Annotated in this window: 15 protein-coding genes; 6 read left to right on the top strand and 9 right to left on the bottom strand. The window is 68.3% G+C overall.

Annotated features, from left to right (window positions below):
- The first annotated feature begins 22 nt into the window (after nt 1-22).
- The gene (locus tag FEI13_RS04170; RefSeq protein WP_138179771.1) at nt 23-1,009 is read left to right on the top strand and encodes a serine/threonine protein kinase; all 987 of its coding nucleotides are present in this window, start codon (nt 23-25) and stop codon (nt 1,007-1,009) included.
- A gap of 112 nt (nt 1,010-1,121) precedes the next feature.
- Here the strand turns inward: FEI13_RS04170 and FEI13_RS04165 are convergent, their stop codons facing one another.
- Nucleotides 1,122-1,664 (bottom strand): TraB/TrbI/VirB10 family type IV secretion system protein, encoded by a 543-nt coding sequence (locus tag FEI13_RS04165; RefSeq protein ID WP_138179770.1) that lies wholly within the window; start codon nt 1,662-1,664, stop codon nt 1,122-1,124.
- Nucleotides 1,665-2,135: 471 nt separating this feature from the next.
- Between FEI13_RS04165 and folE the strand changes: the two genes are divergently transcribed.
- The 3 genes from folE (at nt 2,136) to FEI13_RS04150 (ending at nt 4,690) form a co-directional block, all read left to right on the top strand.
- Entirely contained in the window at nt 2,136-2,693 is a 558-nt protein-coding gene (folE, locus tag FEI13_RS04160) for a GTP cyclohydrolase I FolE (RefSeq protein ID WP_138179769.1), read from the top strand.
- A 21-nt stretch (nt 2,694-2,714) separates the two neighbouring features.
- Nucleotides 2,715-3,125: a dihydroneopterin triphosphate 2'-epimerase gene (folX, locus tag FEI13_RS04155; protein ID WP_138179768.1), complete on the top strand. Its 411-nt coding sequence runs from the start codon at nt 2,715-2,717 to the stop codon at nt 3,123-3,125.
- Nucleotides 3,126-3,232: 107 nt separating this feature from the next.
- A complete protein-coding gene (locus FEI13_RS04150) occupies nt 3,233-4,690 on the top strand; it encodes an NAD-dependent succinate-semialdehyde dehydrogenase (protein WP_138179767.1) in 1,458 nt (485 codons plus the stop codon).
- Between the two features lie 170 nt (nt 4,691-4,860).
- Here FEI13_RS04150 and purH read toward each other — a convergent pair whose 3' ends face one another.
- From purH to dsbD, 7 genes are all read right to left on the bottom strand, one after another.
- A complete protein-coding gene (gene purH / locus FEI13_RS04145) occupies nt 4,861-6,441 on the bottom strand; it encodes a bifunctional phosphoribosylaminoimidazolecarboxamide formyltransferase/IMP cyclohydrolase (protein ID WP_138179766.1) in 1,581 nt (526 codons plus the stop codon).
- Between the two features lie 95 nt (nt 6,442-6,536).
- Nucleotides 6,537-6,875 carry a DNA-binding transcriptional regulator Fis gene (gene fis / locus FEI13_RS04140; protein WP_138179765.1) on the bottom strand — a complete coding sequence of 113 codons (339 nt, stop codon included), beginning with the start codon at nt 6,873-6,875 and terminating at the stop codon, nt 6,537-6,539.
- Nucleotides 6,872-7,930 (bottom strand): tRNA dihydrouridine synthase DusB, encoded by a 1,059-nt coding sequence (gene dusB / locus FEI13_RS04135; RefSeq protein ID WP_138179764.1) that lies wholly within the window; start codon nt 7,928-7,930, stop codon nt 6,872-6,874. Before dusB ends, fis begins: the two co-directional genes overlap by 4 nt.
- A gap of 82 nt (nt 7,931-8,012) precedes the next feature.
- Nucleotides 8,013-8,939, bottom strand: a complete 927-nt coding sequence (gene prmA / locus FEI13_RS04130) for a 50S ribosomal protein L11 methyltransferase (protein WP_138179763.1) — start codon at nt 8,937-8,939, stop codon at nt 8,013-8,015.
- Between the two features lie 98 nt (nt 8,940-9,037).
- Nucleotides 9,038-10,378 carry an acetyl-CoA carboxylase biotin carboxylase subunit gene (gene accC / locus FEI13_RS04125; protein ID WP_138179762.1) on the bottom strand — a complete coding sequence of 447 codons (1,341 nt, stop codon included), beginning with the start codon at nt 10,376-10,378 and terminating at the stop codon, nt 9,038-9,040.
- A gap of 41 nt (nt 10,379-10,419) precedes the next feature.
- Nucleotides 10,420-10,875, bottom strand: a complete 456-nt coding sequence (gene accB, locus FEI13_RS04120; RefSeq protein ID WP_138179761.1) for an acetyl-CoA carboxylase biotin carboxyl carrier protein — start codon at nt 10,873-10,875, stop codon at nt 10,420-10,422.
- Nucleotides 10,876-11,081: 206 nt separating this feature from the next.
- Entirely contained in the window at nt 11,082-13,007 is a 1,926-nt protein-coding gene (gene dsbD, locus FEI13_RS04115) for a protein-disulfide reductase DsbD (RefSeq protein WP_240036417.1), read from the bottom strand.
- Between the two features lie 201 nt (nt 13,008-13,208).
- On the opposite strand from dsbD, the gene FEI13_RS04110 reads away from it, so the two are divergent.
- Nucleotides 13,209-14,573, top strand: coding sequence for a DUF2333 family protein (locus tag FEI13_RS04110; RefSeq protein ID WP_138179759.1), 1,365 nt, complete (start codon nt 13,209-13,211; stop codon nt 14,571-14,573).
- Between the two features lie 139 nt (nt 14,574-14,712).
- Here the strand turns inward: FEI13_RS04110 and ppa are convergent, their stop codons facing one another.
- Nucleotides 14,713-15,243, bottom strand: coding sequence for an inorganic diphosphatase (gene ppa / locus FEI13_RS04105; protein WP_138179758.1), 531 nt, complete (start codon nt 15,241-15,243; stop codon nt 14,713-14,715).
- 300 nt (nt 15,244-15,543) lie between these two features.
- On the opposite strand from ppa, the gene FEI13_RS04100 reads away from it, so the two are divergent.
- Entirely contained in the window at nt 15,544-17,181 is a 1,638-nt protein-coding gene (locus FEI13_RS04100; protein WP_240036425.1) for a bifunctional protein-serine/threonine kinase/phosphatase, read from the top strand.
- Nucleotides 17,182-17,269: the final 88 nt, after the last annotated feature.

The following is a 17,269-nucleotide window of genomic DNA, read 5'->3' as shown; positions in this document are numbered from 1 at the left end:
ACGACGCCTGCCGGAGCCCTCCATGGAGACCAGACCCCATCCCTTCGCCGACCTCTCGCCCGCCCGGGTCGTGGCGGCGGTGGAGTCGCTCGGCTTCTGGCTGCCCGGGGAACCCTTCACCCTGAACAGCTACGAGAACCGGGTCTTCCTGGTGCACGACGACGAGCGGCGCCGCTGGGTGGTGAAGTTCTATCGTCCCGAGCGCTGGACGGATGCCCAGATCCGCGAGGAGCACGCCTTCCTCGCCGAGCTCGCCGAGGCCGAGGTGGCCGTGTCGGCACCCTGGCGCGACGCGGCGGGCGAGAGCCTGCACCGCGCCGAGGGCTTTCGTTTCACGCTCTTCCCACACCTGCCGGGCCAGGCGCCGGAGCTGGAGAATCCGACTCACCTGTTCGCCCTCGGCGAGCTGATCGGCGCGGTGCACGCGGTGGGCGAGCGAGGAAGCTTCGCGCATCGTCGCTCGCTGGATCTCGACGGCATGGTGCTGGAGGCTCGCGACAAGGTGCTGGCGAGCCGCTGGCTGGATCGCCGCCAGCGCCCGGCCTACCGGCGCCTCTGCGATGCGCTGCATGCCCGGCTCGCCGCGCATGGCGAGGAGCTGGGGCAGATGATCCGCGTGCAGGGTGACTGTCATATCGGCAACGTGCTCGGCCGGGACGAGCACTTCGCCCTGGTCGATTTCGATGATTGCCTGATGGCGCCCGCCATCCAGGACCTGTGGATGCTGTTCACCGCCCAGGACGAAGGCGAGCGCCAGATGCAGCTCTCCGAGGTGCTCGAGGGCTATGAGCAGCACCGCGACTTCGAGCGCCGCGAGCTTGCCCTGGTAGAGCCGCTGCGCACCCTGCGCCTGCTGCGCCACAGCGCCTGGCTGGTGGATCGCTGGGAGGACCCGGCCTTCCCGTTGGCCTTCCCGTGGCTGGCCGATGCCGGCTACTGGGATGGCCACCTGCGCCTGTTGGAACAGCAGCGCCAGGTGCTCGAGGCGGCGCCGCGCTGGCTGGCCTGAGAGGGGGCTGGCCCGAGAAGGCGATGGGCGCAGGGCAAGATAGAAAGGGGGCCGCAACGCAGGACGCACCCCGCAGGGTGCGTCCTTGAGCATGCCGCGGGTCGGGCGACGTTCAGTCGTCGCCGGGACCGGTCTCGGCCGGCGTCGGGGCGGCGGCGCCCTCGCCCTGGCGGCGCTGCGCATTGATCTCGGCCGCCGGATTGTCCTGCTGCTCGATGGCCAGATCGCTGGCCAGGCGCAGCTGGAAAGTCTGCTGCGGGGTCAGGCGGCATTCGCCGTCCTGGCAGGCGGGGATGCCGAAATCGCCGTCGGCGCCATAGGCGGCGGCGGAAAGCTCGCCGCTGTAGATCTCGCTCTCGCTGCCGTCGGTCTCGATGCAGGTCAGGGCCTCGGTGGTCAGGCGGATGCGCTCACCATCGAGGCGGGCGTTGCCGATCACCACGCAGTATTCCGGCAGGGTGTGAGAGGCGCTGCCGCCGGCGACCGGATGAATGACCAGATCGTCGCGTGCCGGCTCCTGGGCGGTGAGCGTCAGCGTGTCGATGACCTGGACGTCGAGGGTCGCATCGGTCGGCAGTTCGAGGGTGTCGCTCATGGCCAGGGTTGGTGCCGCGAGGGCAGCGGCCATCAGCAGAGAGGCAGGGGTCTTGATCATGTCGGGCTCTCGAGGGTGACTTGGGCGCAGCATGAAGCCGCCATTATTCTATCACAGGGCGGCATACCCGGCAGCCCTGGGGGGCGGCGGAGGGCGCGACACGATGTCACTGACCGGACCGCAGGGCTATCGCCGTTGGCAACATCGCTTAAGGCTTTCCCGGCGACAGGCCTTCGAGGGGGCGCTGTGAATACCTCCCTGTACGATACCTCCGCCTTCCCTGGCCTCCGGACCCCCTCTTCGACCTGTCCCCGGCGCCTTTCGCTTTCGAGGTCGAGCTAGCTGCGATAGCCCTGGACCGGACGCCGTTCCCCTGCGTCGACGGGCGTCATGCGCTAGAATGCTAAGTTCCTGGATTCTTTTATTGTACAAGATATTTTTCTTGTATATCTTCTGTACACTATGCAAGCGTGATGGCCGGGCTATCCACCATCGACACGCCGGACACCGACTCTGCCACGGGGCCTGACCATGACCGAAGAACTCGCCAACCATTATCGCCATATCATCCAAGAGCTGGGCGAGAATCCCGAGCGCGAGGGCCTGCGCGACACGCCCAAGCGCGCCGCCAAGGCGATGCAGTTCCTCAACCGCGGCTACACCCAGTCGCTGGAGGAGATCATCAACGGCGCGGTGTTCGAGTCGGAGACCGACGAGATGGTGCTGGTCAAGGACATCGAGCTCTACTCGATGTGCGAGCACCATCTGCTGCCGTTCATTGGCAAGTGCCACATCGCCTATCTGCCCAGCGGCAAGGTGCTGGGGCTCTCCAAGTTCGCCCGCATCGTCGACATGTACGCCCGGCGCATGCAGATCCAGGAGAACCTCACTCGCCAGATCGCCGAGGCGGTCCAGCAGGTGACCGAGGCTCGGGGCGTGGGAGTGGTGATCGAGGCGCGCCACCTGTGCATGATGATGCGCGGGGTGGAGAAGCAGAACTCCAGCATGACGTCGTCGGTGATGCTCGGTGCCTTCCGTGAGAACCAGAGTACCCGCCAGGAGTTCCTCACGCTGGTCAACGGCCGCTGATTTTCCCTAAGGAGCCACGACATGCCGATTCACGCCCTGGACGATCAGCACTTCGACCACGACCTGGCCACGATCCGCATCAAGAACCTGCGCCTTCGGACGCACATCGGCATCAAGGATGACGAGACCAAGAATCGCCAGGATGTGGTGATCAACGCGGTGATTCGCTATCGTGCCGACAAGGCCGTCGAGTTCAACCACATCGAGCAGGCCTTGAACTACCGGACCATCACCAAGGAGGTGATCGCCCTGGTCGAGGATCATCGTTTCCTGCTGCTCGAGCGTATGACCCGAGAGGTGCTGGATCTGATCATGAGCCATGAGCAGGTGCTGACCGCCCAGGTGGAGATCGACAAGCCTCACGCGCTGCGCTTCTCCGATTCGGTCTCGATTACGCTCTCCGCTTCCCGGGAGTCTCGCCGCCCGCAGTGAGCCCCCGGCGTTGATCGATGAAGGACCCCGATGCTTGGTGCATCGGGGTCTTTGCGCTTAGCATGGGGAAAACCGACACGAGGCCGCGCTAGCGGCAGGAGATGATCATGCAAGCCCTCAAGGAAACGCAGCTCTATTGCCCCTTCGCCTATATCGACGGCAGTTGGGTCGCCGCCGACAGCGGCGAGCAGATCGACGTGCTCAATCCAGCCACCGGCGAGCCGATGGGCAACGTGCCGCGCCTGGGGCGTGTGGAGACCGAGCGGGCCATCGACGCGGCGGATGCCGCCCTGACGGGCTGGAAGGCGCTCACCGCCCTGGAGCGCGCCGACATCCTGATGAAGTGGCACGACCTGATGATGGAGCATCAGGACGACCTGGCCATGATCATGACCCATGAGCAGGGCAAGCCGCTCAAGGAGGCCGCGGGCGAGATCGCCTACGCGGCAAGCTTCCTGCGCTGGTTCGCCGAGGAGGCGCGGCGTATCTACGGTGACACCGTGCCGGCCGCCAAGGCTAACCAGCGGATCGTGGTCACCAAGCAGCCGGTCGGCGTGGTGGGGGCCATCACGCCCTGGAACTTCCCGGCGGCGATGATCACCCGCAAGGCCGGCGCGGCGCTGGCCGCGGGCTGTACCATCGTGGTCAAGCCGGCCAGCCAGACCCCGTTCTCCGCCACGGCCCTGGCCAAGCTTGCCGAACGCGCCGGCGTGCCGCGCGGCGTGTTCAACGTGGTGCCCGGGCGCGCCTCGGAGATCGCCGCGGCCATGACCGAGTCGCCGCTGGTGCGCAAGATCACCTTCACCGGCTCCACCGAGGTCGGTCGCGAGCTGATGGCCCAGGCCTCCCGGCATATCCAGAAGATCTCCCTGGAACTCGGCGGCAACGCCCCCTTCATCGTCTTCGAGGATGCCGACCTGGACGCCGCGGTGGAGGGCGCCATGGCCGCCAAGTTCCGCAACGCCGGCCAGACCTGCGTCTGCACCAACCGCTTCCTGGTCCAGTCCAGCGTGGTCAACGCCTTCTGCGAGAAGCTGGCGGTGGCCATGAACAGCGAGCTCAAGGTGGGCCACGGCACCGATGACGGCGTCAACATCGGCCCGCTGATCGACGACAAGGCGGTCGCCAAGGTCAGCGAGCATGTCCACGACGCCGTAGATCAGGGCGCCGAGCTGCTGCTGGGCGGTCATCCGCACCCGCTGGGCGGCAACTTCTTCTCGCCGACCCTGATCAGCTTCGCCCATGACAGGATGAAGGTGGCCAGCGAGGAGACCTTCGGCCCGCTGGCGGCGGTGTTCCCCTTCGATGACGAGGAGGAAGCCGTCCGCCTGGCCAACGATACCGAATATGGCCTGGCCTCCTACTTCTACTCGCGCGACCTGGGGCGCGTCTGGCGGGTCGCCGACGCCCTGGAGTACGGCATGGTGGGCATCAACACCGGCCTGATCTCCAACGCCGCCGCGCCCTTCGGCGGGGTCAAGGCCTCGGGGCTGGGCCGCGAGGGCGGCCATCAGGGGCTCGACGAGTTCCTCGAGACCAAGTACCTCTGCATCGATCTCGGCTGAACCAGCTGGAAGCTTGAAGAGCGGCGCTTCGCGCCTGGAAGCTGGAAAAACACACCCCCGCCGGTTGCCCGGCGGGGGTGTTGTGCTTACTGGGCTTGGCTCAGGCTGACTTCCAGCTTCCAGCTTCCAGCTTCCAGCTTCCAGCTTCCAGCTCGCCGCAGGCGCCGGCGTCAGTGCCTGAAGTGGCGCATGCCGGTAAACACCATGGCGATGCCGGCCTCGTTGGCGGCGTCGATCACCTCCTGGTCGCGCATGGAGCCGCCGGGCTGGATCACCGCGGCGATGCCGGCGGCGGCAGCGGCATCGATGCCGTCACGGAACGGGAAGAAGGCGTCGGATGCCATCACCGAGCCGGGCACCGAGAGGCCCTCGTCGGCGGCCTTGATGCCGGCGATCTTGGCCGAGTAGACGCGGCTCATCTGGCCGGCGCCCACGCCGATGGTCTGGCCATCCTTGGCGTAGACGATGGCGTTGGACTTGACGTACTTGGCCACCTTCCAGGCGAAGGCCAGGTCGCGCATCTCCTGCTCGGTGGGCACGCGCTCGCTGACCACGGTGAGCTCGTCGCGGCCGACCATGCCGAGGTCGCGATCCTGCACCAGCAGCCCGCCGGTGACGCGCTTGAGGTCGTGGGCGTGCTCGCGCTCGCCGGGCCAGTGGGCACCGACATCGAGCAGGCGGATGTTCTTCTTCTCGGCGACGATACGCGCCGCCTCGTCCTCGACCCCCGGGGCGATGATCACCTCGACGAACTGGCGGTCGACGATGGCGCGGGCGGTCTCGGCGGTAAGCGCCACGTTGAAGGCGATGATGCCGCCGAAGGCGCTGGTCGGGTCGGTGGCGAAGGCCTTGTCGTAGGCCTCGCGGGCGTTGGCGCCCACCGCCACGCCGCAGGGGTTGGCGTGCTTGACGATCACGCAGGCGGTGTCGGTGAAACCCTTGACGCACTCGAAGGCGGCATCGGTATCGGCGACGTTGTTGAACGAGAGCGCCTTGCCGTTGAGCTGGGTGGCGGTGGCTACGCTCGCCTCGCGGGCGTCTGCCTCGACGTAGAAGGCCGCATTCTGGTGCGGATTCTCGCCGTAGCGCATGGCCTGCTTCTTCTCGAACTGCAGGTTGTAGGTGCGCGGGAAGCCATCCTCGCCGCCGGGGACCCGCTGGCCGAGGTAGTCGGCGATGGCGGCGTCATAGCCGGCGGTATGCTCGAAGGCCTTCACGGCCAGGTCGAAGCGGGTGGCATCACTTACCGCGCCCTCGCCGGAGGCGATCTCGGCCAGTACTCGGGCGTAGTCGCCGGCATCCACCACGATGGTGGTATGGGCGTGGTTCTTGGCGCAGGCGCGCACCATGGTCGGACCGCCGATGTCGATGTTCTCGATGGCATCCGTGAGGGTGCAGTCCGGCTTGGCGACGGTCTGGGCGAAGGGGTAGAGGTTGACGACCACCATGTCGATGGGATCGATGCCGTGCTCGGCCATGACGCCGTCGTCCTGGCCGCGGCGACCGAGGATGCCGCCGTGGATCGTCGGATGCAGCGTCTTGACCCGGCCGTCCATGATCTCCGGGAACCCGGTGTGCTCGGAGACCTCGGTGACGTCGATGCCGTGCTCCTTGAGCAGGCGGAAGGTGCCGCCGGTGGAGAGCAGCGCGACGTCCTGCTCGGCGAGGCCGCGGGCGAAGTCGACGATGCCGGTCTTGTCGGAGACGCTGATCAGGGCGCGGCGGACCGCGGTGGAGGAGGCTTGGGCCATGGGAGTCACTCTTTGTCGATGGTCAGGCTGATACGGGTTGTGATGGGGCGGCGAAGAACGCGAGGGGAGCCCCACGGGCTCCCCGGATGGACCGTTTAGATCAGGCCGTACTGCTTGAGCTTCTTGCGCAGCGTGCCGCGGTTGAGGCCGAGCATCTCGGCGGCACGGGTCTGGTTGCCCTGGGTATGCTCGAGCACCGAGGCCAGCAGCGGTGCCTCGACCTCGGCCATCACCATGGCGTAGAGGTCGGTGACGCTGGAGCCGTCGAGATGATCGAAGTAGCGCGCCAGGGAAGCCTCGACGGCCTCGCGCAGGGGGCGGTCGTCCTGGTGGGCCGGGCGAACGGTGTCGCGCAGTTCGGCGAGCTCGCCGGAGGCCGGGGACTCGACCTCGGACTGCGCGAGATTCTGATCAAGGGATTGGCTGCTGGTCATGCGGCACAGGTTCCGTCGGATGCCATGGCCCGGGCAACGTGACGTGGCGTCGCGGCGGGGTCGTGGCGAAAGAGTTCGTCAATGAAGCGGCGCTGGGCCGGGGGGCTCTCGAGGCCATTGAAGGTGGCTCGCAGGGCCCGTCGCCCGTCGTCGTCGAAACGCACATCCCCGGCCAGGTACCAGCCGAGGTGCTTGCGCGCGATGCGCACGCCCATGTGGTCGCCGTAGAAGCCGTGCAGGGCCCCGAGGTGGTCGCGCAGCACCGCGGCGCGCTCCTCGTCCTGCGGGGGAGTCAGCGGCTCACCATGGCGCAGATAGTGATCGATCTCGCGGAAGATCCAGGGATTGCCCTGGGCGCCGCGCCCGACCATCACCGCATCCGCTCCAGTATAGTCGAGGATCCGGCGCGCCTTCTCGGGACCGTCGATGTCGCCGTTGGCGAACACCGGAATGCCGACCGCGGCCTTGATGGCGGCGATGGTGTCGTACTCGGCGCTGCCGGCATAGCGCTGCTGGCGATGGCGGCCGTGCACGGCCAGGGCCTGGATGCCGGCGTCCTCGGCGATGCGCGCCACCCGTACGCCGTTGTTGCTCTCGGCACACCAGCCGGTGCGGATCTTCAGGGTCACCGGCACCTCGACCGCGGCGACCACCGCCTGGACGATCTCGGCCACCAGCGCCTCGTCGCGCAGCAGGGCCGAGCCGGCGGCCTTGTTGCAGACCTTCTTGGCCGGGCAGCCCATGTTGATGTCGATGATCTCGGCACCCATGGCGGCGTTCAGCCGCGCCGCCTCGGCGAGCATCTCGGCATCGCCGCCGGCGATCTGCACGCTGCGCGGGCCAGGTTCACCGCGGTGATCCATGCGCAGCCGCGACTTGCGGGTATGCCACAGGGTGGGATCCGAGGTGACCATCTCACCCACCACCAGCCCCGCGCCCAGGCGACGGCAGAGGGCGCGGAAGGGGCGGTCGGTGACCCCGGCCATGGGCGCCAGCACCACCCGGTTGGGCAGTTGGTGGCGACCGATGCGGGGCAGGTGGCGAGCGTCGTGCATGATCGAGATCGTCGGCGACAAGGGGGGCATATCATACGCCCACGGTGGGCGTTGTTGAACCGCTACACGCGGGGCATCCGCCTCACGGCGCCTTGGCGGCGGCGGGGCGCATGCCGGTGAGTCGCCCCCAGCCTTCGCGCACCGTCGGCTCCTCCATGATCAGTCCGCGGGCGCGATAGGCCTCGAGCACCTCCTCGGCCTGGGCCTCGAGGATGCCCGAGAGCGCCAGGCGACCGCCCGGCGCGACGCGGCCGGCGATCTCGTCGGCGAGCTCGACCAGCGGCCCGGCGAGGATGTTGGCGACCACCAGCGGGAATGCGCCTGGCTCGAGCTGTTCGGGGTAGCAGAGCCGGAAGGCGGCATCAGTCACGTCGTTGCGCTCGGCGTTGTCGCGGCTGGCGGAGAGCGCCTGGGGATCGATGTCGGTGCCCGTGGCCTCTCGGGCGCCGAGCTTGAGCGCGGCGATCGCCAGGATGCCCGAGCCGCAGCCCACGTCGAGCACATCGAGGTCGGTCAGTTCGCCGGCCACCGCCAGGCCGTCCAGCCACTCCAGGCACAGCGCCGTGGTGGGGTGGGTGCCGGTGCCGAAGGCGAGCCCGGGGTCGAGATGAAGGTTGACGGCGCCGGGCTCCGGCGGCGCATGCCAACTCGGCACGATCCACAGCCGCTCGCCCATGCGCAGGGGATGGAAGTCCGCCATCCACTCGCGCTCCCAGTCGCGATCGGCCAGCAGTTCGACCTCCACCTCGGGGCAGGGCTCGTCCGGGAGCTCGGCGGCCCAGGCCTGGCGTACGCGCTCGAGCATCGCATCAATGCCCTCGAGGTCGTCGTAGAGCCCGGTGAGCACCGTCTCGTCCCACAGCGGAGTGGTGCCGCGCTCCGGCTCGAAGACCGGCTCGTCGAAGGCGTCCTGAAGCGTGATGGCGGTGGCGCCCTCGGCCAGCAGCAGCTCCTCCAGGGTCTCGGCCTGCTCGGGGGCGATACGGGCCTTGAGTTGCATCCAGGGCATGGGCGATCTCCGGTCGGTGGGAGCGGGAAAGAAAGGATAGGCGGTGGGCAACGCAAGCGGGGCGGCCATGGCCGCCCCGCGCGCAGGAGGAGACAAGCTCAGAGGCCCAGCTTCTTCTCCAGGTAGTGGATATTGACGCCGCCCTGCTGGAAGTAGCCGTCGCGTACCAGGTCCTTGTGCAGGTCGGTATTGGTCTTGATGCCTTCGACCAGCAGCTCGTCCAGGGCGTTGCGCATGCGGATCAGCGCCGTCTCGCGGTCCACGCCCCAGGTGATCAGCTTGCCGATCAGCGAGTCGTAGTGGGGCGGCACCGTATAGCCGGTATAGACATGGGAGTCCATGCGCACGCCGAGCCCGCCGGGCGGGTGATAGAGGGTGACCTTGCCGGGCGAGGGCATGAAGGTACGGGCGTCCTCGGCGTTGATCCGGCACTCGAAGGCGTGGCCGCTCAGCTCCACCTCATCCTGGCTGACCGAGAGCGGCAGGCCCGAGGCGATGCGCAGCTGCTCGCGAACGATGTCCACGCCGGTGACCATCTCGGTCACGGGGTGCTCCACCTGGACCCGGGTGTTCATCTCGATGAAGAAGAACTGGCCGTCCTCGTAGAGGAACTCGAAGGTACCGGCGCCGCGGTAGCCGATGGTGATGCAGGCCTCGCGGCACGCCTCGAGGACCTCGGCGCGGGCGGTCTCGTCGATGCCCGGGGCGGGAGCCTCCTCGATCACCTTCTGGTGGCGGCGCTGCAGCGAGCAGTCGCGGTCATACAGATGGATGGCATTGCCCTGGCCATCGGCCAGCACCTGCACCTCCACGTGGCGCGGGTTCTCGAGGAACTTCTCCATGTAGACGGTGCCGTCGCCGAAGGACGAGTGGGCCTCGGTGCGGGTGACGTTGACCGCCGAGAGCAGGTGCGCCTCGGTGTGCACGACCCGCATGCCGCGCCCGCCGCCGCCGGCGGCCGCCTTGATGATCACCGGGTAGCCGATGCGCCGGGCCACGGCGAGGGTCTCGCCCTCGTCATCGCCCAGGGGACCGTCGGAGCCGGGCACCGTGGGCACGCCGGCCTTCTTCATCGACTCGATGGCGCTGACCTTGTCGCCCATCAGGCGAATGGTCTCGGCGCGCGGGCCGATGAAGGTGAAGCCGGAACGCTCGACCTGCTCGGCGAAGTTGGCGTTCTCGGAGAGGAAGCCGTAGCCCGGATGGATGGCGCTGGAGTCGGTGACTTCCGCGGCGCTGATCAGCGCCGGAATGTTCAGGTAGGACTGCGCCGAGGAGGCCGGGCCGATGCACACGGCCTCATCGGCCAGGCGTACGTGCATCAGTTCACGGTCGGCCGTGGAGTGGACCGCCACCGTCTTGATGCCCAGCTCCTTGCAGGCGCGCAGGATGCGCAGGGCAATCTCGCCGCGATTGGCGATCAGAACCTTGTCCAGCATGATGAATCCGCCAGTTGATGAGTGATGAAGACGCGGGACGATCAGGCGATGACGACCATCGGCTGGTCGAACTCCACCGGCTCGCCGTCCTCGACCAGGATCGCCTCGATCACGCCGTCGCGATCGGCCTCGATCTGGTTCATCATCTTCATCGCCTCGACGATGCAGATGGTCTCGCCCTTCTTGACGCTCTGACCGATTTCCACGAAGACCTTGGAGCCCGGTGCCGGCGAGCGGTAGAAGGTGCCGACCATCGGGGAGTTGACGCTGTGGCCCTGGAAGGACGGCTCGGCGGCGGCAGGCTCGGCGGGAGCGGCCGGGGCCTGGGGCGCCGGCTGGGAGGCGGCCGCGTTGGGCTGGGGCGCGGGCTGCTGCCAGCTCGTGCCGTTGGGGTGGCGGCTGATGCGAACCGACTCTTCCCCTTCCTGGATCTCGATCTCGCTGATGTTGGACTCTTCGAGCAGTTCGATCAGCTTCTTGACCTTGCGGATATCCATGACGTTGTCTCGACCGGTGGGGTTGGGGTGGTGATCCGGGGTGCTGTCAACCCCGGCCAACTTGCAATAGATCGCGGCAAGATAGCGTGTCTTGCGGCCTCTATTGACCATGAAGGAGCAGTGGGAGCGGAGTCTGCCGAAAATCGTTCGGGATGTCCAGCCGTAGGGGAACGCTGTTCGAGCGCCATCAGCCGGGGGCCGCGGGCTCAGCCCCGCCGCGTCGCCAGCCAGTCCAGCACGCCCTCGAGGTGGCTGGCCAGCTGAGGGGCGTCGACCTCGCCCTGGACTCGGGCGTCGCGCAGCTCCTCGCCGCCGTCGAAGAACAGCAGGCTGGGCGGGCCGAACAGTTGGAAGTGCTCGAGCAGGGCGCGACTGGCAGCGTCACTCTCGGTCACGTCGACGTTGATACGCCGGAAGCGCGCCAGCGGCCCGGCCACCTCGGGCGCCGGATAGACGCTGCGCTCCATGACCTTGCAGGAGATGCACCAGTCGGCGGTGATGTTGACGAAGGCCGGCTCGTCGCTCTGGGCAAGCGTCGCCTCGAGGGCCTCGAGGTCCTCTACGGTGGTGATGGGTTGCCGGGAGAGGGACTCGCCCGCCGTGGCGGCGCCCGAATTCGTCGCGGTGATGACCAGCGGTCGCAGCGGATCCTCGCCGCCGCGGGAGGCGCCGATCACCAGCGCGATGCCCCAGGCCAGCAGCATCAGGCCGCCGGCCTGGCGGACTCGCGGCCAGCCGGCCGCCTGATTGACGGTCAGCGCCCCCAGCGCCAGGGCGCTGCCGATGGCGAGTCCCGCCCACAGCAGCAGCGCGACGCTGCCCGGCAGCAGGCGCTCGACGAGCCAGATGGCGACCCCCAGTAGCAGGATGCCGAAGGCGGCCTTGACGCCGTTCATCCAGGCACCGGAGCGCGGCAGCAGGGTGGTGCCGAAGGTGCCGACCAGCAGCAGCGGCACGCCCATGCCCAATGCCAGGAAGAGCAGCGCCGCGCCACCCATCAGCGCATCGCCGGTGGTGGAGATGAACACCAGGGCGCCGGCCAGCGGCGCCGAGACGCAGGGCGAGACCACCAGCACCGACAGCGCGCCGGCCAGTGCCAGGCCGGCGGGACCGCTCTGCTGGGCGCGAGCCTGCCAGGCATCGATGCGGCCGGACAGCGACGACGACAGGCGCAGGTTGAAGGCCCCGAACATGGCCAGGGCGAACAGCGTGAAGAGCAGGGCGAAGGTGATCAGCACCGGCGCCGACTGCAGGCGCGCCTGGAGGTTCAGGCCGGCGCCGAACAGCCCCATCAGCACGCCGACGAAAGCGTAGGTCAGCGCCATGCCGCCCACATAGCTGGCCGAGAGGGCGAAGGCGCGGGGGCGTGTCGGGTGCTGGCCGACGATGATCGAGGAGAGGATCGGTACCATGGGCAGCACGCAGGGCGTGAAGGTCAGCCCCAGGCCGGCGAGGAAGAAGAGCCCGAGGATCAGCGGCAGGCTGGCCTCTGCCATCAGCGAGCGGAAGCGGCCGTCCTCGCTCGTCGGGGCGGCGACCGATGCGCCGTCGTTACGACTCAGAGAAGCCGTGCCCGTAGAGGCCGTGGCAGCAGCATCTGTGAGGGCATCGGAGGCGTCGTCGACCGGGGAGGCGGCGAAATCCCTCGCCTCGGCGTCCGGCGTCCAGCCGACGAAGCGGGCCGGTGCCTCACCCTCGCGGGCGGTGAGCTCGACCCGCTCCGGCGGGTAGCAGAGGCCGGCATCGGCGCAGCCCTGGAAGGTCAGGGTCAACTCCAGCGGGCCCTGATGATCGGGCGCGAGGGCGCTCGCGAAGACCACGCTATCGTAGAAGACGTTGACGTCGCCGAGGAACTCATCGCTCTTGGCCTCGCCGGGAGGAAGGTCGGGTTCCCCGAGCGAGAGGCCTTGCATCTCGGTCGCGACCTCGAACTGGTGGCGGTAGAGATAGTAGCCGTCGGCGTTCTCGAAGCCGACGTAGAGCGTCTCGCCGTCATGCCAGGCGCTGGGCTGGAAGGCGTCATGAACGGGCAGGAACTGCGCCTCGTCGTCATTCTGGGAGAACCATTGGGCCTGGGCTCCCAGCGGCAGCAGTAGGATGATCAGCAGGGCGAGTCGCAGTACGGTCGACACGGGTCTTCCTTGATTGACGGTGGGCGTTGAGCGTTCGGCGCGATTTGACCCCGGACAGTGGTCGGGGTTCCCCATCGGCGGTATGGCCGCCGGCCTGCTAGGATATCGCAGTAGTCAGGAGGGTGTGGATGGCATCCTCCCGTGGAGGCTGCGCCGTATTGTCGCGCCGCCGGAAGCTCTCATCATCAAGGAAACCCGAACATGGCGTTGACGCAAAAGGGTGCCGCCAGGCGCCGCAAGCGGACCGAGGAACTGGAGCGTCCGGCCTATGGCTGGATCTACAAGCCGCTGCTGACGCTGCTGGTGATCTACCTGGCGGTGTGCGTGGGGCTGGGGATCTGGTGGAGCCGCACGCCGGCGGTCTTCGACGTGGAGCAGGCCGTGATCGATCAGCGCGGCACGGCCGCCCAGGCGCCGGCCTCCCGAGGAGCGGTGACCACCGCGAGCCTGATGACGCTGGTCGAGACGCTGCTCGAGAAGCCCGGAGGCTACCTGCGCAATGATATTGCTCCGCCCGGGGTGTGGCTCGACAATATGCCGGCCTGGGAGCTTGGCGTGCTCACCCAGGCGCGTCGGCTCTCGGTGGCGCTGCCGGCCATGGAGCAGTCCGCCCTGCCGGCACTCGAGAGCGTTCAGCAGCGCCTGGCGGGGGACAGCGGCGACTGGCTCTATCCCTCCACCGAGCGGCGCCTGAACCAGGCCCTCGAGGCGCTCGACGGCTACCTGCAGGCGCTCGACGAGGACGGCGAGGCGGCCTTCGGGGACCGTGGGCAGGGACTCGCCGCCTGGCTGGAGGCGGTCACTCGCTCGCTCGACGACCTGGGGCTTCGGTTGTCGGCCAGCATCGGCCCTCGCGCGGAGCTTCGCGACCTGGACATCGATGCCGAGGCGCTGCCGGCGCGGACCGCCTGGTACCGGGTCGACGACGTCTTCTTCGAGGCGCGCGGCCAGGCCTGGGCCATGATTCACCTGCTGAGGGCGGTGCAGCGTGACCAGGCCGACGTGCTGGCCGCGGCCGGCCTCGAGGCGCGCTGGGAGGCGCTGGTGGCCGAGCTCGAGCTTAGCCAGCGGCGTCTGTGGAGCCCCCTGGTGCTCAACGGCTCGGGCTTCGGCATCTTCGCCAACCACTCGCTGGTGCTGGCCAACCACATGATTCGGGCCCGCGACCTGTCCCGGAAGCTCGCCGAGCAGCTGGCGGCGGCGACCCCGACCGGCGGCGCGCCGGCCACCGGGGCGCCGGTCGGAGCAGATGACGCAGCCGATAGCGGGGTCGATGAAGGTGCCGTGGCACCCGTCGAGCAGGCAACCGCCGAGCAAGCGCCCGACGCCTCGCCTGATGCGGCGGCGTCCGCGAGCGAGGCCGACGCCGCCGCCGTCGAGGCCTCATCGGGGGCGGCAACCGCCGACAGTGAGCCGACGGGCAGTGCGGCCGGCGAGGGCGCTGTCGAGCCCGAGCCCGAGACGGAGCAGGCGTCCGCGTCGCCGCCGTCAGAGACCACGACCGAGGCCGCAAGCGACGAGTCGGCCGCCGAGGACAGCGAGGCCGGCGCGAAGCCGCAGGAGTAGGACGTCGCCGCGGTGGGGGTGCCGGCAGGGGCCGGCGAGATCGCCGTGGACACCCTGCAACGAGAACGGGCCGCCCAGTGGGCGGCCCGTTCTGTTGGGCGGCGGCGTTGCCGCCGTTAGGCATGATCCGGTGTGGCGATCAGGCCTTGTCGTGGGCGACCACGGCCTTCTCGATCGCCTTGCAGGCGGCCTCGGAACCCTCCCAGGACTCCACCTTGACCCACTTGCCCTTCTCGAGATCCTTGTAGTTCTCGAAGAAGTGGGCGATCTGCTGGCGTAGCAGCTCGGGCAGGTCGGTCACTTCCTGGACATCGTCATAGAGGCTGGAGAGCTTGGGGTGGGGCACGCAGACCAGCTTGGCGTCCTCGCCGGCCTCGTCGGTCATGTTGAGGATGCCCACCGGGCGAGCGCGGATCACGGCGCCGGGCTGGACCGGATAGGGGGTGACCACCAGCGCATCCAGGGCGTCGCCGTCGTCGGCCAGGGTGTGCGGGATGAAGCCGTAGTTGGCCGGGTAGAACATCGGGGTGGCCATGAAGCGATCGACCAGTAGGGCACCCATGTCCTTGTCGATCTCGTATTTGATCGGCGCGTGGTTGGCCGGGATCTCGATCGCCACGTAGATGTCGTTGGGGAGATCCTTGCCGGCGGGGATGTTGTCGAGGTTCATCGTCGCTTCCTTGGGTTGGCAATGCTAATGCGGGGCGAATCGTAATGGCGGAAAAATCCGCCGAATTATACGAAGCCGAGGCGGTGATTACCAATCGGCCATAGGTGGCATGCCACTTCGACCACCGACCGATGGGCCAGGCGTGGAAGCAGGGTGTATCATGGGTCCCCGATGGAAGGCGTCGGCCACCGGCCGGCGGAGCGCGTCGTTTGCGAGGAGAATGCCTTGACCCCCCTGCACCTGTCGCTGAGCTACGGCCAGGCCTTCGTCGCGCCCGATCGGCGGCGGCATCGCAGCTCGATGTCGGTGCGCTTCCCCGAGCCACCCCAGCTCGCCGCCAAGGGCGCCTGCGCCCTGATCAGTGATTCCACCCTGCGCAACAACCTCGCCAAGCAGGCGGGGGATCTCAGCGTCAAGGGGTTTCTGGCCGACTACTTCTCCACCCCCGACCACTGGGACGTCAAGACCTCGGCGACCCGCGTGTTGCGGGCGCTGAACGGCTGGTGCTTCAGCCAGAACCGCCAGATGTCGGACGGCAGCTACGTCTCCTCGCTCTCCGCCATGGTCTTCCGCGGCCGGGAGGCGCACCTCTTTCACATGGGCGATACCGTGGTGTTCCGTTTGCGCGGCGCCGAGTTCGAGCAGCTCTCCCGGGATCACGTCACCGACCTGGGCGGCTACCGCTACCCCTCGCGGGCCATGGGCATGGACAGCGGCCTGGAGATCGATTACGCCAATCTGCCCCTCAAGCAGGGCGACATCTTCCTGTTCACCACCCAGGCGGTGCAGGGCACCCTGATGCCCTCGGACTACGTGCGCCTGATTCGTGAGGACGTCAGCGACCTGGATGCCGCCTGCGAGCGGCTCGCCGAGGCGGCCCGCGAGCGGGCCCAGGAGCGCGGCTACGGCAGTGATCAGTTCTGCTTCCAGCTGGTGCGTATCGACGGCCTGCCCGACGCCTCGGAGGATCAGCCCGGCCGGGTCTACGGCGACCTGCCGATTCCTCCGGAGCTGGTTCCCGGGGAGCGCCTCGACGGTCTCGAGGTGCTGTCGGTGCTGTCGCGCACCGCTCAGTCACGGGTCTATCACGTGCGTGACGTGCACAGCGGGCGTGAGATGGTGATGAAGGCACCGAGCCCCGAACTCTCCAGCCGTAACGCCTACCTGGAGCATTTCCTGCTGCAGCAGTGGGTGGTGGAGCGCGTCACCTCACCCTTCGTGGTGCGGATCATGGAGTCCTCGCGCCCACGGCGCTACCTCTACTATCTGATGGCTCACGTACGGGGCAGCACCCTGACCGACTGGGCCCGCCAGCATCCCCAGGCGAGCCTCGAGCAGCGCCTGGACATCGCCAACCAGCTGGGCAAGGCGGTGCAGGCGCTGCACCACCGCGACCTGCTGCACCAGCGCATCCACCCCGACAACGTGCTCATCGATCCGCATGGCCAGGTGGTGCTGGCCGACTTCAGCGCCTGCCACCTGCGCGACGTGGACGGCCATCGTCGCTCTCGGGGCCTGGTGCGCCAGCTCGGGCTCACCGAGCATAGTGCCCCGGAGTATGCCCTGGACGATCAGGTCGGGCGGCGCAGCGATCAGTACTCGCTGGCCTCGACCATCTACTGGCTGTTGACCGGCGAGCTGCCCTACGCCCTGGCGCCCAACCAGCTGCGCAGCCACACCGACCTCGAACAGCTGGCCTACCGCAGCGCCCGCACCCTCAATCCCGAGGTGCCGATCGCGCTGGACGATGCCCTGCGCCGCGCCCTGGATCCCCAGCGTGCGCTGCGTTTCCGGCGCATGTCGGAGTTTCGCCGCGCCCTGCGCCCGCCGCGGGAGGCGGGGAATGGCGGGCGACGCCCGGGGGAGCGGGCGAGCTTCTGGCAGGGCGTGGCGGGGATCCTGCTGCTGCTGCTGGTGCTGTCCTGGCTGTTGAGGTAAAGCGCCAAGCAGCCAAGCAGCCAAGCAGCCAAGCAGCCAAGCAGCCAAGCAGCCAAGCAGCCAAGCAGCCAAGCAGCCAAGCAGCCAA

The sequence above is a fragment of the Halomonas urmiana genome, assembly GCF_005780185.1.
GTDB lineage: Bacteria > Pseudomonadota > Gammaproteobacteria > Pseudomonadales > Halomonadaceae > Halomonas > Halomonas urmiana.
This window is presented reverse-complemented; position numbering and strand designations above follow the sequence as displayed.